Genomic DNA, 18,285 nt, shown 5'->3' with positions numbered 1-18,285 from the left:
ATCTTGACAAGCTCCTTCGCGGTGATTTCACCAACGATCTGCTTGAGATCCACCAGGGAACGGGCAAGCCTGTCCATCGACGCGACAACCAGCTCGTCACCATCTCGTAGGTACCTGATGCACTCTTCGAGCTTCACGCGATCCGCTCGCGATCGAGCCGACTGTTTCTCGACGTAAACCCGGTCGCACTCCCCCACCGACTCGAGCTGACGCGCCTCATTCTGATCAGCGGCCGACACCCGCACATACGCCACCCGCTGCCCACGCGGACGCGACACCCGGCGAACCGGATCCGACTTCGGGTCCGTCCTTGGCTTTCGCTTCGGGTTCCGCTCGATGACGTTCTCCGAGTCCGTCGACTCCACCCGAAAGTTCCAACCCAACTCGTCCCGGCGACGGAACCGAGTCCGCACGCTCCCGCGGCTGACGATGAGCACCTCCTGGCCACCGTCACCAGAACGGTTGAGCAACGTCCCGATCCGTTCAGCCATCGGAAGACCCTTTCGCCCGGAATCTGTATCAATAGATACCAGACCCCACGGGACGACGATTCATAACTGACAAATCCGACCCTGCGACACAGCGGCGATGTCGGATCGCCCGTCGTCCCGCACGGGTGTACTTCATCGGAACAGATGCGCCCCCAGCCAGCCCGCGCTCACCAGCTGATGCGCTCCGGGCGGGCGTCGGCGAGAATCTCCGCGCGGTCGTCGGCCAGCAGGAAGCCCTCCGCGATGAGCCGGTCCGTGGCCTCCTCATAGGCGCGCAGGTACTCCTCGCGGCCCGACCACCGCTGACGCAACTGCTCCTCGGCCACCTCCTCCGTGCGACCGAGGAGCATGCAGAACGGCGCGGACTGCGGGTACGGCGCACCGACCAATCTCTCGACCGGCGCCTCCACGGCCGGGGTCCGCACGCCACCCCGGCCGATGCCCAGATCGCCGGGGACCACCTCCTCGTCGTCGAGCTCGACCGGCGGCGCGGCAGGCGGGCGCGCCCCGCCAGCCACCCACGACACCAGGTGACGCAACGCGGCCCGCACCACGAACACCTGCTGGCCACTGTTGATGGCGCCCCCGCAGTCGACCAGGCCCGCCAGCTCGCCCAACTGGTAGGCGTCCGCGTGCGCCTGGCCTGCGATCTCCCAGGTCACCACGTTCTCCGAATCGGGCTGGCGCGAGCGGGCCGAGTCGAGCAACCCGCCCAGGTCACCTTCGGCCTGGACGACCAGCACGGGGGTGTCGAGATCGTCGCGCAGGAGCATGGTGGACGAGCGGACGGCGGTGGCGATGCCGGCCGCGCAGCCCCGGTCGTCGAACGGCAGCGCGCCCCCACCACGGCTGTGCAGCAGGAACCCGTCGAACACGCCGACCAGCGGGTGCACACCGTCGATGTAGGAGGTCAGGGCGATCGCCGACTGCGACTCCCCGATCGCGAGCACCGTATCCGGCACCAGCCCGGCCAGCGGGCCGTCGTCGCGCGCCTCGCGGCAGAACCGGCCCACCTGGGTCACGATGTCGTACGAGTACGCGTCCCCCGGGTGGCGGAGCTCGCCGTAGCGCTCGGCCCGCTGCGCCCGCAGGCCGACGGTCTGCCCGCCCATCCCTACGGCGGCGTCGCCACCCTCCACGCCGATGAACTGCGCCGACACCCCGACCCACGCGTGGCCGGCGCGGACGATCTCGTCGGCGAGGTAGGTGTACTCCGGCGCGGCGTCCTGGCCGCCGCTGACATTGAGCCACTCCACCAGCACCACGCCGCTGAACCGGGCGGCGTCGGGGCGGCGGACCAGCACCCGGGTGGCGAACGGCTCCGAATCGGCCTGAGCCAGCTGGATGCGCCCGTCGGTGGGCAGTTCGCCGACCGAGTAGGACACCGCCTCACCGGCCGCCGCCCACTCCGACTCCGTGAACCCCGCCGCCGCGAGGTCCGGGCCCGGGCGGGCGGCCATGGGCGGGGCGATCCGCCCCTCGGTGAGTTCGGCGAACGTCGGCGTCTGGACTGGCTGCATGATCCAGATTCTCTCCCGACCGACGCCCGATCCGGATCCCTTTCGCGTCGCTACCCGCCGTCCGCGGCCGCGTCATTGCCCGGCGAGGTGGATGTCGGCACCTGGGTGGGCGTGGAGGACGCCGGCGTGGTGGCAGTGGTCCGCGTGGTGCTGGCCGGAGATGACGTCGACTCCTCCGACGGCGACGCGGTCCGCGTACTCGTGCGAGTCGGGGAGGTCGCGGCCGGGGACACGGTCGTCGCGCGAGGCGTGGGCGTGGACGCGACCGTCGCCGCCCCCAGCGCCGGCGGGCCGCTCCGGCCCCGTGACGAGCAGTCCCCCAGGTGCTTGCTCGCCATCCACGCCGGGGCGCCCCGGGCGATCGCCTCGTCCGAGCAGGTTCCCGCGTAGATCGATATCCTCCCGACCCTGCGCCACCTGCCGTCCGAGTACGCGACCCAGTAGGGGTCGCCCGACACCGCGCTGGCCATGACCGCCCACCCGGACTCGCAGTCGATGATCCGCGCGGCACTGTTCGGGTACAACAGGTCGGAGTTGATCACCGGGGCGTCGCACGCGGGGCCCGACACCTCGAGCATTCCGGTGACCTCGGGCGCCGACGAGCGCGGTGCCAGCCGCGACATGCGGGGCGACGAGGGAGAGGTCTCGGGGGAGGACGTCGTGGCGTCGGTGGCCACCGGTTCCGAGCGGTCGCCTCCGGGACGGACCAGCGCCACCACGCCGAACGCCACCACGAGCACGGCGGCGAGCGCCGCCACGGCAGCGATCAGCGTTCTCGAGGCGGCGAACTTGGGCAGTCCGGTCATCGCGCGTCTCCTGCACGCTCGGAGCCACACCCATTGTGAGGTCATCTTTACTATATAAACGTCGTCAAGGGCGTCAACGGGTTTCACCCGCCCCACCTGCGCGGCCGCTGCCTCGTAACCCCGAGAAAAGCCGGACGATCCCCGGTGGCGGGCGTTCCTCGTCGTCGTCGCCCCTCTCCTCGGTACGGTGAGCCCGCGCCCATCCTCGCGCCCACCCCCGCGCCCATCCCCTCGCCCCACAGGAGGTCCCGTGACCGGTCAGGACGCCCCCACCCACGTGTTCGACGAGGCCGTCGCGCTGGAACCGATCGGCGAGAACCGCTTCCGCGGCCGCACCCACGCCGCGTGGGCCAACATGGTGGGGCCGTTCGGCGGCATCACCGCGGCCACCATGCTGGGCGCGATCCTGCAGCACCCCGACAAGCACGGCGACCCGCTCGCGCTGACCCTCAACTACGCCGGGCCCGTCGCCGAGGGCGAGTTCCAGATCGAGGCCCGCCCCGCCCGCACCAACCGCTCCAACCAGCACTGGTGGGTGGAGATGCGCCAGGGCGACGAGGTCGTCACCACCGCCACCGCGATCACCGGCCTGCGCCGCGAGACGTGGTCGGAGACCGAGACCGCCCCGCCGGCCGTCCCCGCGCCGGAGGAGCTCACCGCCGCGGCGTCGGACCGCGGCGTGCGGTGGGTCGACAACTACGACATGCGGTTCGTCACCGGCGGGTGGGACGACGTGGCCTCCGGTGAGGAGCAACCGGAGTCGACGACGACGATGTGGATCCGCGACGTCCAGCCCCGCGGACTCGACCATCTCGCACTGGCGTCCCTGTGTGATTCGTTCTTCCCGAGGTCGTTCCTCCGGCTCGGTCGGCCGGTCCCGGCGGGCACGGTGACGTTGACGATCCACTTCCTGGCCACCGCCGACGAGATCGCCGCCCAGGGCACGGACTTCCTGCTCGGCAGCGTGCACTCGCACCGGTTCCACGGCAACTACCACGACGAGGCCGCGCGCCTGTGGAGCCGCGACGGCACGCTGCTCGCCACGGGCACGCAGCTTATGTATTTCAAGAACTGAGTATTTCAAGAACTGAGCATCTCAAGAACTAGAGGGGAGCACCCATGTCCTCGACCCGACACCGCAGTACCCACGTGGTCCTCAACCAGGCGCCGCCCCGCGTGGACGTGGACGAGTACGCCCTCAACCCGGCACTACAGGAGGCCGTCGCGGTGTTCTCGCCGCACGCCCGCGTCGAGAGGTTCCACGAGATCGGCCGCCACGTGGGCACCGAGCAGTACCAACACGACGCGGAGCTGGCCAACACCCTCACGCCGGTGCACCGCGCGCACGACCGGTGGGGCAACCGGGTCGACGAGATCGAGTTCCACCCCGCCTACCACCGGATCATGGAGTACTCGGTGTCCCGCGGGCTGCACACCTCGGCGTGGGCCGACCCGGGGCCGGGGGCGAACGTCGAGCGGGCCGTGGGGTTCATGCTGGTGTCGCAGATCGAGGCCGGCCACGGGTGCCCGCTGTCGATGACGCACGCGGTGGTCCCGTCGCTGCGGTTGAGCCCCGAGCTGGCCGCCGAGTGGGAGCCGGCGCTGCTGTCGACGGTGTACGACCCTGAGCTGCGCGACCCCGCCACCAAGTCGGGCGTGCTGTTCGGGATGGCCATGACCGAGAAGCAAGGCGGCTCGGACGTCCGCGCCAACACCACCACCGCCGAGCCCGTCGGTGACGGTGACTGCCACGTCCTGCGCGGGCACAAGTGGTTCTGCTCGGCCCCGCAGTCGGACGCGTTCCTCGTCCTGGCGCAGGCGCCGGCCGGCCTGAGCTGCTTCCTCGTCCCGCGGGTCCTGCCCGGCGGCGAGCAGAACCCGTTCCTCGTGCAGCGTCTCAAGGACAAGCTGGGCAACAAGTCCAACGCGTCCTCGGAGGTGGAGTTCGACGGCACGCTCGGCTGGATGGTCGGCGAACCCGGCCGCGGGGTGCGCACGATCATCGAGATGGTCGGCCGGACCCGCCTGGACTGCGTGCTCGGCGCGGCGGCGGGCATGCGCCAGGGCGTGGCCGAGGCGGCGTGGCACGCCCGGCACCGGGCCGCGTTCGGCGCGACGCTGGTGGACCAGCCCGCGATGGCCGCGGTCCTGGCGGACCTGCAGCTCGAGGCGGAGGCCGCGACGTGGACCGCGCTGCGTCTGGCCTCGGCCTACGACGACGAGGAGTTCGCCCCTTACCGCCGGCTCGCCACCGCGGTCGCCAAGTACTGGATCTGCAAGCGCGGGCCGAACCACGCCTACGAATCGCTGGAGTGCCTCGGCGGCAACGGGTACACCGAGTCGTTCCCGCTCGCCCGCCGCTACCGGGAGCAGCCGGTCCTCGCGGTGTGGGAGGGCTCGGGCAACGTCATCGCGCTCGACGTGCTGCGCGCGATGGCCCGCGAACCGGAGTCCGTGGCCGCGTTCGACGCCGAACTGGCCGCGCAGCTGGGCGGTCACGAGCTGTACGACCGGCACGTCGAGCGGGTGCGCGCGCTGATCGGCCGCGCGGCCGCCGACCCGGGCGCCGCCCCCGGGATCGCCCGCCGCCTGGTGGAGGCGATGGCGCTGGCCCAGCAGGGCGCGGTCCTGCTGGCCCACGCACCGGCCCCGGTCGCGGAGGCGTTCTGCCTGGCCCGGCTCGGCGACGACCGCTCGGCCGAGTACGGCGCTCTGCCCGACGGCGTGGACATCGACGCGCTGGTCGCCCGAGCCTGAGTCGGGGGGCGGCCGGCCGGCGGTGTCACGGCCGGCGGGACTGCCGGCTGGCCGGGCCGGGTGAAAGAAACGACACCGCCGGTTTCGGTAATCGAGTGACAACTAGTGACGGCTGTCACACACTGGGGTCACCCGACAACGAGGTGCCTGATGTCCATCCCTGGTGATCCGCGGGAGAGGGTCTACCGACCCGGCCCGGCCCCACTGCGCTCCAAGCTGCCGATCCTCGGCGGCACGCTCGAATACGTCCACAGCCCGCTGGCGACCATGGCCCGCCGCTATCGCGATCACGGCCCCGTCTCCGACCTGAACTTCCTCGGCGCCACGTGGACCGCCCTGATCGGCCCCGACGCCTGCCAGGCCGCCCTGCAGAACGCGGACAAGGCGTTCGCCAGCGGCCCCGGTTGGGGATACCTGGTGGGGCCGTTCTTCAACCGCGGGCTGATGCTGCTCGACTTCGAGGAGCACCACCACTACCGGCACATCATGCAGGAGGCGTTCACCCGTCCCCGGCTCGAGGGCTACACCCGCGGGCTCGCCCCGCTGGTCGACGAGGGCATCGGCGCCTGGGGCCCGGACCGGGCGTTCCAGATCTATCCCGCGCTCAAGACGCACACCCTCGACCTGGCGACCGAGGTGTTCATGGGTGGCGCCGAATACGCCGCGCCCGGGGAGCTCGACAAGGTCAACACAGCGTTCGTCGACTGCGTCCAGGCCGCGAACGGCTATGTCCGTTCCACCGCGGTGCCGTTCACCAAGTGGGGCCGAGCGGCGCGGGGGCGCCGGCTGCTCGAGGAGTTCCTGCGCCGCCACCTGCCGGCCCGGCGCGCCAACCCGGGAGAGGACCTGTTCTCCGCCCTGTGCCAGGTGGCGGACGCCTCCGGCGGGATCGACGACGACGACATCATCAACCAGATGATCTTCCTGCTCATGGCCGCGCACGACACCACCACGAGCACGGTGACGTCGATGGTCTACGAGCTCGGCCGCGACGTCCAGTGGCAGGAGCGGCTCCGCCGCCAGTGCCAGGACCTGGGTCCGAACCCCACCATGGCCGAGCTGGAGGAGCTGCCCGATCTGGCGTTGGTGATGAAGGAGTCGCTACGCCTGCACCCGCCGGTGCCGGTGATGGCGCGCAAGGCGGTCAAGGACACCGAGATCCTGGGCGTGGAGATCCCGGTCGGACGACTCACCTCGATCATGCCGCTGTACTCGCACCACATGCCCGAGTACTGGACGGACCCGGAGATCTTCGACCCCGAACGCTTCTCCGACGAGCGGCGGGAGGACAAGTCGCACCGCTTCGCGTGGGAGCCGTTCGGCGGCGGGGTGCACAAGTGCCTCGGCATAATCTTCGCCAACCTCGAGTCCAAGCTGGTGCTCAGCGCGCTGCTACGCCACTTCGAGTGGTCGGTCCCGCTGGCCTACGTGCCGCCCATGAAGAACGACTCGCTGCCCTACCCCGCGGACGGACTGCCCGTCTCGCTCCGGCCGCTGGCACGCGTCGCCGCGAACTGACCCGCCGCCCGCCCCGCCTCCGCCGTCCAGAGGATTTCGCCTGTATCGCCCGAGTGGGTCTGAGCGAAATCCTCTGCTCGGCGATGATGCCGCGACGGCGGGGGGGCGGGACGGCCAGCGTGTCGGCCGGCGGGACGGCCAGCGTGGCGGCGGCCAGCGTGGCGGCGGCCAGCGTGGCGGCCGGCGTGGCGGCCGGCGGGACGGTTGGCACCGAGCAGCCAGTAGCGCAGAAGCAGGGCCCGGGGGCGGTCATACCGCAATCCCGGGCCCTCCGCTGGCCGACGACGCGTTCCCGCGTTCGACCTTCCGCCTGCCTAGTTCTCCAGGGCGTTCACCACGGTGAGTTCGCCGTCGGAATGCGAGACGCGGATGCGCTTCTTGTCGAGCTTGCCGACGGAGGTCTTGGGGATCTCGTGGACGAACGCGAACTTCTCGGGCACCTGCCACTTGGCCATCCGTTCGGCCAGGTGATCGCGCAGCTCCTCGACGCTCGGGTCGGGCACACCGTCCTTGACGACGATGGTGGCCAGCGGCCGCTCGTCCCACTTGGGGTCGGGGACACCGATCACGGCGGCCTCCGCCACGGACGGGTGCTCGAGGAGGTAGTTCTCCACCTCGACGGACGAGATCCACTCGCCACCGGACTTGATGATGTCCTTCGCGCGGTCGGTGAGCTGCAGGAACGCCTCGGGCTTGATATACCCCACGTCGCCGGTGCGCAGCCAGCCGTCGTCGAAGGAGTCCGAGGCGTCCACCTTGTAGTAACTGCCGGTGATCCACGGGCCGCGGACCTCCAGCTCGCCGACGGACTCGCCGTCCCATGGCAGGGCCTGGCCGGAATCGTCGACGATACGGGCCTTCACGCCGGCGATGAGTCGGCCCTGCGTCATGCGGAGCTCGAACTGCTTCTCCTCCGGCAGGGAGGCCTTCGGGCGGGACAGGGTGCCGATGGGCGAGGTCTCGGTCATGCCCCACGCGTGGACGATGTTGATCCCGTATTTGTCCCGGAACTTGCGGATCAGCTCCGGCGGGCACGAGCTGCCGCCCACGACGACCGCACGGAAGCTCGACATGTCGATGGGGTGGTCCACGCTGTACGCGTCCACTGCCTGCCAGATCGTGGGGACGGCGGCGGCCAGCGTCGGACGCTCGGAGGCGATCATCGCGGCCAGCGGCTCGGGCTGTAGGAAACGCTCCGGCATGAGCAGCGAGGCGCCCACCATGAACGCGGCGTACGGCAGGCCCCACGACATGGCGTGGAACATCGGCACGATCGCCAGCACGTTGTCGTCGAGCGAGATGTCCATGCCGTCGGACATGCACACCTGCATCGAGTGGAGGTAGATCGACCGGTGCGAGTAGACGACGCCCTTCGGGTCGCCGGTGGTGCCCGAGGTGTAGGCCATCGCGGCGCCGGAGTTCTCGTCGACCTCCGGCCAATCGAACTCGGTGGGCTGGGCGGCGAGGAGCGCGTCGTAGTCGTGCACCTGGATGCCCTCGGGAGCCTCGAGGTTCGCGGCGCCCCCACCGGTGACGATGACGTGCTCGACCGTCGAGAACCGGGGCAGGAGCGGCTGCAGGAGCGGGACGAGGCTCGGGTCGACGATCACGACCTTGTCCTCTGCGTGGTTGGCCACGAACTCGAGCTGGTCCGGGAACAGCCGGATGTTCAGCGGATGCAGCACGGCGCCCATGGACGGGATCGCGAGGTAGGCCTCCAAGTGCTCGGAGTTGTTCCACTGGAATGTGGCGACCCGCTGGTCACCGTCGACCCCCAGGGAACGCAGCGCGTTGGCCAGCTGCGCGGCGTGCTTGCCCAGATCGCCGTAGGTGATCTTCCGTGGTCCCTGATCGGTCCAGGTGGTGACGACCGCATCGGAGTGGACGGTCGCACCGAACTGCAGGATCGTGCTGATGTTCAACTGCTCCGGCATCATCGTGCTCTTCATGAGGGGCTCCTTGATCGAGGGGTGGCGTCTGTCACTCTCGTGTCGAGACTACCTGACGTCCATGACGTCCTTGGGCCGTGTGGGCGATCACCCGTCGAGGTCGTCGAAGACGGTCTGGACGGTCCTCGTCGCCGCGAGGGCCGCCGGCGCGCCGCAGTACTCCGAGGCGTGGATGACCGCCTCGGTGATCTCCTCGCGGGTCAACCCGTTGGTCAACCCGCCGCGTACATGCCCCGCCGGCTCGGCGTCCGCGCGCAGTGCCACGAGCATCCCGATATTAAGCAGGCTGCGATCCCGTCGGTCCAACCCGGGCCGGTTCCAGATGTTGCCCCACACGTTCTCTGCGACCACGTGCTGGATCGCCTCCGACTCCGTCCCGACAGCCCGGTCCATGGCCCGGTCGACGAAGTCGTCGCTCATCACCTCGCGCCTGGTCGCGAAACCCTGCTCGCGCAGATCCGCGGCCGAAGGCCCCTCGCCTGCAGAACTCGTCGTCGTCGTCATCTCCACGGTCCTCTCCCACTGCCGACAGGTATCGCGATCCATCCTCCCCGACCGTCGTCACCAGCTCCGCGTGACCTCGCCCCGCCCCGGCCAGGCGCGGGGACGGCTCGGACAGGGGCGACAGCGGATGTATGGGATGGGCGGACGCGACGACGGGTGGGATACCCTCGACGGGTCCGGCCACCAGCGTCGGACCCCGCGGCAACTCGGCGGAAGTCGGTGCGAATCCGACGCTGTCCCGCAACTGTGATCCCGTCTCAGGACGGGCGAGCCAGGTCGGCCGGTTCCGCGGCAGCCGTACGTACTGACCTCGGACGAAGGACGGTCGCGTGCAGCGGCCCAGGCCGCGGCCCGAGCTGTTTTCTTCCTCCGAATCACGGAGGATGCCATGCACCATCCACGAGCCCGCTCGCTGCTGCTCGCCCCCCTGGCCGCCCTGGCGCTGGTCGCCTCCGCGTGCAGCGGCAGCGGCACCGGCGGCGACGAGCCGGCCCCGGCCGACCAGACCTCCGCCGCGGCGGAGGAACCGCAGGCGATCGTGTCGCTGGCCCCCACCACCACCGAGATGCTCTACGCCGTCGGCGCCGGGGACAGCGTCGTGGCGGTCGACGAGCGGTCCGACTTCCCCTCCGACGCCCCGGTCACCGACCTGTCCGGCTACACGCCCAACCTCGAGGCGATCCTGGGATACGCGCCGGACCTCGTCGTGCTCACCGACGACACCGGGGACATCGTGGCCGGCCTCGAACGCTCCGGCGTCGAGGTGCTGCAGCTGCCCGCCGCGCAGACCCTCGACGACACCTACACCCAGCTCGAGCAGGTCGGGGCGGCCACCGGGCACATCGGCGAGGCCGCCGAACTCGTGTCGCGGATGCAGAGCGAGATCGACGAGATCGTCGCCTCGGTGCCGGAGCGCGAGACCCCGCTGACGTACTTCCACGAGCTCGACGACACCTACTACACCGTCACCGACGACACCTACGTCGGGGAGATCTACTCCCTGTTCGGCCTAACCTCGATCGCCACCGGCGACGACCCCTACCCGCAGCTGTCCGAGGAACTCATCCTCGAGGCCGACCCGGACCTCGTGTTCCTCGCCGACGGCCAGTGCTGCGGCATCACCCCGGAGGTCGTGGCCGAGCGGCCGGGTTGGGACGGACTCACCGCCGTGCGCGACGGGCGCGTCCACGTGGTCGACGAGGACCTGTCCAGCCGGTGGGGCCCGCGCGTGGTCGACTTCATGCGCGAGGTCGCCGCGATCGTCACCGCGGTGCCCGACGCCGCGCCGGAGACCGCGGAGAGCCCCGCGAACCAGCCCGCCTCGTGACCCGCCCGTCGCCCCGCCGCGCCCTCGTGCTGGGCGGGGCGACGCTGTTGCTGGCCGCGGCGGTCCTGCTCGGCACCCTCATCGGCCCGGCCGGCCTCACCCCGGGCGGCGTGGTGCTCGAACTGGTGGGCCGGCTGCCGCTCGTCGACATCAACTCGGGGTTCACCGAACGTCAGCAGGTCATCCTCTGGGAGATCCGCATCCCACGCGTGGTGCTGGGCGCGATCGTCGGCGCGATGCTCGCGATCGCCGGGGCCACCTACCAGGGCGTGTTCCGCAACCCGCTCGCCGACCCGTACCTGCTCGGGGTGTCCAGCGGGGCGGGGCTGGGCGCCACCCTGGCGATCGTCGTGGGCGGCGCGATGGGCTCGGCGATGGTGCCGCCCGCCGCGTTCGCCGGCGGCATGATCGCGGTGCTGGCCACCTACACGCTGGGCCGCAGTGTCGGCGGTGGACGCAGCGAGGTGGTCATCATCCTCGCCGGCGTCGCCGTGGCGGCGTTCGCCAGCGCCATCCAGACGTTCTTCATGCAGCGCCACGACGAGACCCTGCGGCAGGTGTACTCGTGGACGCTCGGCCGCCTCACGACCAGCGGCTGGACCGACGTGCGGACGGTGCTGCCGTACGTGCTCGTGGCGGTGGCCGTGATCGCCCTGTTCCGCCGCACCCTCGACGTGATGGCGGTCGGGGACGCCGAGGCCGCGACGCTGGGGATCGCCCCGGCGCGGGTGCGCCTGGTCCTCATCAGCGTGGCCACCCTCGGCACGGCGGCGGTGGTGTCCGTGTCGGGCCTGATCGGGTTCGTGGGCATCGTCATCCCGCACGCCGTGCGGATGCTCATCGGGCCGGGGCACCGCCTGCTGCTGCCGGTGTCGCTGCTGGTAGGCGCGGCGTTCCTCATCCTGGCCGACGTCGTCGCCCGCACCGCGATGAGCCCGGCCGAGCTGCCCATCGGAGTGGTCACCGCCGCGATCGGCGCCCCGTTCTTCCTCATCGTCCTGCGCCGCAGCCGGGGGCACATATGACCGCCACACCACCGGCGTCACCCGCGGCGGCCGCGTCACCCGCGCCGGTCGCCCTGGCCTGCCGCGACCTGCGCGTCACCCGGGACCGCACGGCCATCCTCCACGGCGTCGACCTCGCCGTGGACGCCGGCTCGTGGGTGTCCCTGGTGGGCCCCAACGGCTCCGGCAAGACGACCCTGCTGTTCGCGCTCGCCGGGCTCATCCCCGCCGCCGGTCACATCGAGGTCGATGGGCTGACCCCGCGCCGCGCGGGTCGCCGCAGGGTGGCACGGACCGTGGCGATGATGCCGCAGCGCCCGGTCGTCCCCGAGGGGGTCACGGCGCGCGAACTCATCGGGCTCGGCCGCACCCCGCACATCGGCCGGTTCGGCACCGAGAGCGCCGACGACCACGAGGTCGTCGACCGCGTCATCAATCGCCTGGACCTGCACGACCTGGCCTCGCGCACCGCCACGACGCTGTCCGGCGGTGAGCTGCAGCGGGTGGTGTTGGGCCGCTCGCTGGCCCAGGAACCGCGGGTCCTGCTGCTCGACGAGCCCACCAGCGCGCTGGACATCGGCCACCAGCAGCAGGTGCTCGACCTGGTGGACTCCATGCGCCGCGAGACCGGCCTGACCGTCGTGGCGGCGATGCACGACCTCACCTCCGCCGCCCACTACGGGCAGCGGCTGGTGTTGCTCGACCGGGGCCGTGTGGTGGCCGACGGCCGGCCCGAGGAGGTCCTCACCGTCGAGCGGGTGGCGCAGGTCTACGACGCGCGCGTGGAGGTCCTCGACCGCCGCGACGGCCGCGCCGTGTTGCCGCTGCGCGAGGCGGGCCCGGATCCCGCGCCCGGGTCGGCGCCCGGCGCGGCGCCGGGGGCGGGCGTCTGATGGAGGTCGTCCTGCTGGGGACCGGCGCCGCGGACGGCTGGCCCAACCCGTTCTGTCGGTGCCCGTCATGCGACGAGGCACGCCGGCTCGGCGTGGTGCGCGGCCAGACCTCCGCGCTTGTCGACGACGAGCTGCTGATCGACTGCGGACCGGAGGCGCCCGGCTCGGCCGTGCGGCTCGGACGGTCTCTGGCGGCGGTGGGACATCTGCTCGTCACGCATGCCCACGCCGACCATCTCGGACCCCAGGTCCTGCTCTTCCGCTCGTGGGTCCCCGACGCCGGCGAGCTGGAGGTGGTCGGCCCCCCGGACGCGCTCGATGCGTGTCGGCCCTGGGTGGGCCCCGACGACCCGGTGCGCTTCGTCCCCGTCACCGCCGGCGACCGGCTCAGGGTGGGCGCCTACGACGTACGCGTGTTGCCCGCCCGGCACCGCGTGTTCCGCGACGGCGACGCGGTGCTCTACGACGTGACCGGGCCCGGCGGCGCCCGCCTGCTGTGGGCGAGCGACACCGGGCCGTGGGACGACGAGTGGTTCACCGCGGTGCGCGGCGCCCGCTACGACGCGGTCTTCCTCGAGGAGACGCTGGGCGACCGCGAGGAGATCTCCCCCGCCCACCTGGGCCTGGACCGGTTCGGGGCGATGCTCCGGAGACTCCGGGACATCGGGGCGGTCGACGAGCGGACCGACGTGGTGGCCGTGCACCTGGGCCACCACAACCCGCCGCCCGACGAGCTGGCCGCGCGCCTGCGGGAGCACGGCGCGCGGGCCGGTGTCGACGGCGAACTCGTCCGCTGCGGGGAGGCTCCCCGGCTGTACTGACCCAGTCGCGCTGTTCGGTCGTGCTGCTCAGTCGCGCTCGAGGAACCTCGCGGCGCCGTGTTGGAGGAGATCGAACGCGTCGTCCAGGTAGGACTCGGCGGAGTCGGCGGGCCCGGCCCCACCCGGTCGGTGCCTGAGCACCGACGCCCCGGCGGCGAGGCTCAGGTCGACCATGACGCGGACCCGGAACCAGTTGAGCTGCGGTGCGCGGCGGCCGACCGCCTCGTAGAGCGGATCCAGGATGTTCTCGGCGATGCTGGTCCAGGCGTCCGGGCCCAGCATGAGGCCGATCTGCTCCCCGGCCACCAGCAGGTTCTCGGCGGCGTCGATATCGTCCGCCGAGCGCCCGTAGAGCTCGTGGAAGGTCGAGCGCAGGACATCCAGTGGCGACAGGTCTGCCGGCGCCTGCTCCACCTGCCGCACCCATTCGGCGATCTGTTCGCGCAGGAAGTGCACGAACGCGTCCTCGCGGTGGGCGAAGTAGTTGTGGAACGTCCGGGTCGAGACACCCGCCCTCCCGGCGATGGCCGAGACCGTCGCCCGCTCCGCCCCCTCGGCGACCAGCAGTTCCACTGCGGCCGCCGAGAGGCGGGTGCGGGTGTCGGCCTTCTTGCGCTCACGCAGGCTAGGCATCGACGCGGGCCTTCTCACCACCGTCGGCGGATGCCACAGCGGAGCTCTCCTGCTGCCCGGTCTCCAGGGCGGAGCCCTCCACGTCGACGGTGGGGAGGATCTTGTCCAACCACCGCGGCAGGCCCCAGGCGCGCTCGCCGAGGAGGAACATCACCGCGGGGATGATCGTCATGCGGACGACGAAGGCGTCGAACAGCACGGCGACCGCCAGGGCGAAGCCCATCACCTTGATGAACTGCTCGTCGATCAGCATGAACGCGGCGAAGACGCTGATCATGATCAGGGCCGCCGCGGTGACCACGCGGGCGCCGTGCTTGAAGCCGTTGGCCACCGCGTTGTGGGCGGTCTTGCCGTGGACCCAACCCTCACGCATGCGCGAGACCAGGAATACCTGGTAGTCCATGGCGAGGCCGAACACGATGCCGATGAGCATGATGGGCAGGAAGCTGATGACCGGCTGCGGATCGGAGATGATGCCCAGCCAGCCCTCCTGCCAGATCGCGACCGTGATGCCGAAGGTCGCCGCCACCGACAGGCCGAAGCCCAGGGCGGCGATCAGCGGCACCCAGATCGACCGGAACACCAGCATGAGCAGGACGAACGCGAGCGCGAGGACGATGCCGACATACGGCAGCAGCACCTCGGTCAGACGCTCGGAGATGTCCTCGTAGATCGGGGTGACGCCGGTGACGGAGTAGGTCCCCCCGGTCTCCTGCTCGAAGCCCTCGGCTCCGGACCGGATCTCCTCGAGGACGCTCGCGGCGCGCTCGTCGGTGGCACCGTACTCGGGGGTGATGAGCACCTGGGCGGCGTCACCGGCCTCGTTGGTTTCGATGATCTGCGCGTTCTCCACCCCGTCGAACGCCTGGATCTGATCCACCGCGGCGGCCCACGCCGCCGGACGCTCCTCCTCCGGCACCTGCAGGGTGTCGACGAGCGCGATCATCGGGGCGTTGCGGCCCGGGCCGAACGCTTCCTCCGTCATGTCGTACGCCATACGGTTCGGGGTGTCCGGGGCCATCGTGCCGCCGGACGGCATGGCCAGCCGCAGCTGCGCGGCCGGGATGGCCAGCAGGAGGAGCAGCAGGACACCGGCGCCCGCGAAGAGCACGGGACGGGCACGGATCCGGCGGACCCACGCCAGGCCCATCGTCGGCTTCTCGTCCTCCGGGTCGGGCGCCTTGACGCCCTTGATGCGGGCGGCGAAGAGCTTGGTGCCGACCGCGCCGAGGATGGCCGGCAGCAGCGTGATCGCGACCAGCACGGCGATCGCCACCGTCGCGGCGGCGGACATCGCCATCGCGGTGAGGAACGGGATGTTGATGATCGACAGCGCCGCGAGGGCGATGAGCACGGTCAGTCCTGCGAAGACGACCGCGGATCCGGCCTTGCCGACCGCGAGCCCGGCGAGGTGTGCACGCTTGTGGGCGTCGATCGCCTTGAGTTTCTCCGCGAGTTCGGCGGGCTCGAGATCGTTGCCGCCGATGTGTTTGACCAGCTCGGTGCGGAAGCGCGACACGATGAACAGCGCGTAGTCGATACCCACGGCCAGGCCGATCATGGACGCCAGGGTCGGCGTCATGGTGTTGATCGTGTCGGTGAAGGCGGTGGCGGCGAAGATGCCGCCGATGCCGATCCCGACGCCGATGACGCCCGTGAGCAGCGGCATGCCGGCGGCGATGAGCGAACCGAAGGTGACCAGGAGGATCACGGCGGCGACCGCGATGCCGATGATCTCGCCGACGGCGCTGATCTCGGACATCTGGAAGGCGTTGCCGGAGTACGCGATCGTCAGGTCGCCCTCGTGCTCGGCGACGACCTCGGCGAAGGCCTCGCGGTCCTCGGCCTGCACGTCCATCGTGCTCTCGGCGTCGAACCGCACCTCGACCGTGCCGGTGCTCTCGTCCGGGCTGAGCGGGCTCAACGCGGCGATATCGGCCGCGATCTGCTCCTCGGCGATGCCCTGCTCGGCCTTGGCCGCGGTCAACTGCTCCGACAGCCCCTCGGCCGCGATCACCGGGCTGACCAGCGCGTCGGTCCCGGCGAGAAAGTCCAGGCCCTGCAGATCGGCGAGGAAGGCATCGACGTCCTCGGACACCGCCGGGTCGGTGAGGGTGCTGCCCTCGGGCGCCCCGATGACGACGGTCCCCGTCGGGGCGTCGAGCTGGCTGCCCGCGCCGGCGAACCTCTCCTGCATCTCTTCCTGGGTCTCGATGGACTCCAGTCCCGGGATCGAGAAGGTGGTGCTGGTCTGCTGCGTCAGCGTGGCGGCGGCCGTGCCGACACCGACGATCAACAGCATCCAGGCTGCGATGAACCGCCATCTGAACAGGTAGGCGGACCGCCCGATGCGGTAGAGGAATGACGCCATGCGCTGGCTCCTGGTGCGTAGGTGCATTTCGCGAACCCTCACAGTTTTGCACGGCATCTGCACGATTCCACAGCCCGTGCAATCTTTTGTGGCGCAGGCCACCCTCGGACGCCACGCGCGGCGGCAGAACAGCCGCAAGGACATACCCCCAGGGTGTCTTGCGTATACCCCATGGGGTATGTATCGTCGTGGAACACCCCGACACCGGGAACCCGATCGACAAGGAGAGCAGCATGCTTCTCGAGCGCATCTACGACGAAGACCTCGCCCAGGCCGGTTACTTCATCGGCTGCCAGGCCAAGAACGAGGCGATGGTGGTGGACGCCCGCCGCGACATCCGCCAGTACCTGGACCTCGCGGCCCGGCACGGCATGACGATCACCGCCGTCACCGAGACCCACATCCACGCCGACTACCTGTCCGGCACCCGTGAGCTCGCGCAGGCCACCGGCGCGACCGCCTACGTCTCCGGCGAGGGCGGCGACGACTGGCAGTACGGGTTCGAAGCGGAGCGCCTGCACCACGGTGACCAGCTCAAGCTGGGCAACATCACCGTCGAGGTCGTGCACACCCCGGGCCACACCCCGGAGCACCTGTCGTTCCTCATCACCGACGGCGCCTTCGCGGACAGCCCCGGATACATGCTGACCGGCGACTTCGTCTTCTCCGGAGACCTCGGCCGACCGGATCTGCTCGACGAGGCCGCGGGTGGGGTCGACACCCGCTTCGAGGGCGCCAAGCAGATCTTCCGCAGCCTGAAGGACTCCTTCGTCACCCTGCCGGACCACGTCCAGGTCTTCCCCGGCCACGGTTCGGGCAGCGCCTGTGGCAAGGCCCTCGGCGCGCTGCCGTCGACCAGCGTCGGCTACGAGCGCCGCTTCGCATGGTGGGCCGGGTACGTCGAGCGTGACGACGAGCAGGGCTTCATCGACGAGATGCTCGACGGACAGCCGGACGCGCACGCCTACTTCGGCCGCATGAAGCGGCAGAACAAGGAGGGCCCCGCGGTGCTGGGCGCACTGGCCCCGCTCCGCGAGTTCGGCACCCTCGAGCTGGCCGACGCCCTCGAAGCGAACGAGGTCGTCGTCGTCGACACCCGTGGCCAGGACGAGGTCCACGCCGGCACCGTCCCCGGGGCGCTCAACATCCCCGGCGTCGACAAGGCCGCGTCCTTCGGCGCCTGGGTCTACGACCCCGAGAAGGAGGACACGCCCCTGGTGGTCCTGGCCGAGGACGTCGAGATGGCCGAGGCGCTGCGCGATCACCTGCTGCGCGTCGGAATCGACACGGTCACCGGCTACACGACCAGCTTCGAGGGTCTGCCGATGACGACCCCCGAGATGATCGGGCCGGACGAGCTCGCCTCGTTCGACTCCGCGATGGTGCTGGACGTGCGCAACAAGACCGAGCACTCCGACGGCCACATCCCGGGCTCCGAGCAGCTCAGCGGCGGCCGGGCGCTGTGGAACCTCGACCGGCTCCCGACCGACGGACCGATCGTGACCTACTGCCAGAGCGGCGTCCGCAACTCGGTCGCGGCCAGCGCCCTGCGTCGCGCCGGTTACCGCGTGGTCGAGCTCGAGGGCAGCTACGCCGCCTGGTCCGAGCGCAACCTCGCGACCGTCTGACCGGTCGCGCCCACACCCGGGGGCCGGACACCCGTCCGGCCCCCGGGTCCGGTGGCGCCCGGC

General features: G+C 70.9%; 14 protein-coding genes, 1 pseudogene and 1 riboswitch. Of the genes and pseudogenes, 8 read left to right on the top strand and 7 right to left on the bottom strand.

Translation table 11 applies throughout. The features are described 5' to 3' along the window. Positions 1-14: 14 nt before the first annotated feature. From OVA21_RS17075 to OVA21_RS17065, 3 genes and pseudogenes are all read right to left on the bottom strand, one after another. A pseudogene (locus OVA21_RS17075) lies at positions 15-491 on the bottom strand (recombinase family protein); the annotation flags it as partial. A 167-nt stretch (positions 492-658) separates the two neighbouring features. Further along, entirely contained in the window at positions 659-2,011 is a 1,353-nt protein-coding gene (locus tag OVA21_RS17070; RefSeq protein WP_069390056.1) for an alpha/beta hydrolase domain-containing protein, read from the bottom strand. Between the two features lie 50 nt (positions 2,012-2,061). Beyond that, positions 2,062-2,817 carry a hypothetical protein gene (locus OVA21_RS17065; protein ID WP_268092930.1) on the bottom strand — a complete coding sequence of 252 codons (756 nt, stop codon included), beginning with the start codon at positions 2,815-2,817 and terminating at the stop codon, positions 2,062-2,064. 250 nt (positions 2,818-3,067) lie between these two features. Here OVA21_RS17065 and OVA21_RS17060 point away from each other — a divergent pair, with 250 nt between their 5' ends. From OVA21_RS17060 to OVA21_RS17050, 3 genes are all read left to right on the top strand, one after another. Continuing rightward, positions 3,068-3,892, top strand: coding sequence for an acyl-CoA thioesterase (locus tag OVA21_RS17060; protein ID WP_069390058.1), 825 nt, complete (start codon positions 3,068-3,070; stop codon positions 3,890-3,892). Positions 3,893-3,936: 44 nt separating this feature from the next. Next, on the top strand, positions 3,937-5,574 hold the full coding sequence (locus OVA21_RS17055; protein WP_096906537.1) for an acyl-CoA dehydrogenase family protein: 1,638 nt from the start codon (positions 3,937-3,939) through the stop codon (positions 5,572-5,574). 150 nt (positions 5,575-5,724) lie between these two features. Beyond that, complete coding sequence (locus tag OVA21_RS17050; protein WP_063972481.1) at positions 5,725-7,092, top strand: cytochrome P450; 1,368 nt, start codon at positions 5,725-5,727, stop codon at positions 7,090-7,092. A 314-nt stretch (positions 7,093-7,406) separates the two neighbouring features. Here OVA21_RS17050 and OVA21_RS17045 read toward each other — a convergent pair whose 3' ends face one another. Then, positions 7,407-9,041 (bottom strand): long-chain fatty acid--CoA ligase, encoded by a 1,635-nt coding sequence (locus OVA21_RS17045; RefSeq protein ID WP_007631572.1) that lies wholly within the window; start codon positions 9,039-9,041, stop codon positions 7,407-7,409. 87 nt (positions 9,042-9,128) lie between these two features. Next, positions 9,129-9,545 carry a carboxymuconolactone decarboxylase family protein gene (locus OVA21_RS17040; RefSeq protein WP_063972530.1) on the bottom strand — a complete coding sequence of 139 codons (417 nt, stop codon included), beginning with the start codon at positions 9,543-9,545 and terminating at the stop codon, positions 9,129-9,131. A 160-nt stretch (positions 9,546-9,705) separates the two neighbouring features. Beyond that, positions 9,706-9,844, top strand: a riboswitch (cobalamin riboswitch). Positions 9,845-9,933: 89 nt separating this feature from the next. On the opposite strand from OVA21_RS17040, the gene OVA21_RS17035 reads away from it, so the two are divergent. From OVA21_RS17035 to OVA21_RS17020, 4 genes are read left to right on the top strand one after another with little or no spacing between them, the layout of a single operon-like run. Next, positions 9,934-10,872 carry an ABC transporter substrate-binding protein gene (locus OVA21_RS17035; protein ID WP_096906536.1) on the top strand — a complete coding sequence of 313 codons (939 nt, stop codon included), beginning with the start codon at positions 9,934-9,936 and terminating at the stop codon, positions 10,870-10,872. Next, positions 10,869-11,897: a FecCD family ABC transporter permease gene (locus OVA21_RS17030; protein WP_069389191.1), complete on the top strand. Its 1,029-nt coding sequence runs from the start codon at positions 10,869-10,871 to the stop codon at positions 11,895-11,897. The genes OVA21_RS17035 and OVA21_RS17030 overlap by 4 nt, the downstream gene beginning before the upstream one ends. Continuing rightward, positions 11,894-12,769 carry an ABC transporter ATP-binding protein gene (locus OVA21_RS17025; protein WP_096906534.1) on the top strand — a complete coding sequence of 292 codons (876 nt, stop codon included), beginning with the start codon at positions 11,894-11,896 and terminating at the stop codon, positions 12,767-12,769. The genes OVA21_RS17030 and OVA21_RS17025 overlap by 4 nt, the downstream gene beginning before the upstream one ends. Continuing rightward, positions 12,769-13,590, top strand: coding sequence for an MBL fold metallo-hydrolase (locus OVA21_RS17020; protein ID WP_067717439.1), 822 nt, complete (start codon positions 12,769-12,771; stop codon positions 13,588-13,590). Before OVA21_RS17025 ends, OVA21_RS17020 begins: the two co-directional genes overlap by 1 nt. 27 nt (positions 13,591-13,617) lie before the next feature. On the opposite strand, the gene OVA21_RS17015 is transcribed toward OVA21_RS17020, so the two are convergent. Both OVA21_RS17015 and OVA21_RS17010 read right to left on the bottom strand, forming a co-directional pair. Further along, positions 13,618-14,223 (bottom strand): TetR/AcrR family transcriptional regulator, encoded by a 606-nt coding sequence (locus tag OVA21_RS17015; protein ID WP_067717435.1) that lies wholly within the window; start codon positions 14,221-14,223, stop codon positions 13,618-13,620. Further along, the gene (locus OVA21_RS17010) at positions 14,216-16,594 is read right to left on the bottom strand and encodes an MMPL family transporter (RefSeq protein ID WP_069390448.1); all 2,379 of its coding nucleotides are present in this window, start codon (positions 16,592-16,594) and stop codon (positions 14,216-14,218) included. The genes OVA21_RS17015 and OVA21_RS17010 overlap by 8 nt, the downstream gene beginning before the upstream one ends. 233 nt (positions 16,595-16,827) lie before the next feature. Here OVA21_RS17010 and OVA21_RS17005 point away from each other — a divergent pair, with 233 nt between their 5' ends. Further along, positions 16,828-18,222 carry an MBL fold metallo-hydrolase gene (locus OVA21_RS17005; RefSeq protein WP_069390454.1) on the top strand — a complete coding sequence of 465 codons (1,395 nt, stop codon included), beginning with the start codon at positions 16,828-16,830 and terminating at the stop codon, positions 18,220-18,222. Positions 18,223-18,285 lie beyond the last annotated feature (63 nt).

It is taken from the genome of Dietzia sp. SL131, assembly GCF_026672565.1.
Classification (GTDB): domain Bacteria; phylum Actinomycetota; class Actinomycetes; order Mycobacteriales; family Mycobacteriaceae; genus Dietzia; species Dietzia kunjamensis.
Note: the sequence above shows the minus strand (reverse complement) of the source record. Positions and strands in the feature narration are given on the sequence as shown.

Coding starts and splice junctions, on each gene's coding strand:
- OVA21_RS17070 (WP_069390056.1), bottom strand. CDS start 2,011: ATGCAGCCAGTCCAGACGCCGACGTTCGCCGAACTCACCGAGGGGCGG.
- OVA21_RS17065 (WP_268092930.1), bottom strand. CDS start 2,817: ATGACCGGACTGCCCAAGTTCGCCGCCTCGAGAACGCTGATCGCTGCC.
- OVA21_RS17055 (WP_096906537.1), top strand. CDS start 3,937: ATGTCCTCGACCCGACACCGCAGTACCCACGTGGTCCTCAACCAGGCG.
- OVA21_RS17050 (WP_063972481.1), top strand. CDS start 5,725: ATGTCCATCCCTGGTGATCCGCGGGAGAGGGTCTACCGACCCGGCCCG.
- OVA21_RS17045 (WP_007631572.1), bottom strand. CDS start 9,041: ATGAAGAGCACGATGATGCCGGAGCAGTTGAACATCAGCACGATCCTG.
- OVA21_RS17040 (WP_063972530.1), bottom strand. CDS start 9,545: ATGACGACGACGACGAGTTCTGCAGGCGAGGGGCCTTCGGCCGCGGAT.
- OVA21_RS17035 (WP_096906536.1), top strand. CDS start 9,934: ATGCACCATCCACGAGCCCGCTCGCTGCTGCTCGCCCCCCTGGCCGCC.
- OVA21_RS17025 (WP_096906534.1), top strand. CDS start 11,894: ATGACCGCCACACCACCGGCGTCACCCGCGGCGGCCGCGTCACCCGCG.
- OVA21_RS17020 (WP_067717439.1), top strand. CDS start 12,769: ATGGAGGTCGTCCTGCTGGGGACCGGCGCCGCGGACGGCTGGCCCAAC.
- OVA21_RS17015 (WP_067717435.1), bottom strand. CDS start 14,223: ATGCCTAGCCTGCGTGAGCGCAAGAAGGCCGACACCCGCACCCGCCTC.
- OVA21_RS17010 (WP_069390448.1), bottom strand. CDS start 16,594: ATGGCGTCATTCCTCTACCGCATCGGGCGGTCCGCCTACCTGTTCAGA.
- OVA21_RS17005 (WP_069390454.1), top strand. CDS start 16,828: ATGCTTCTCGAGCGCATCTACGACGAAGACCTCGCCCAGGCCGGTTAC.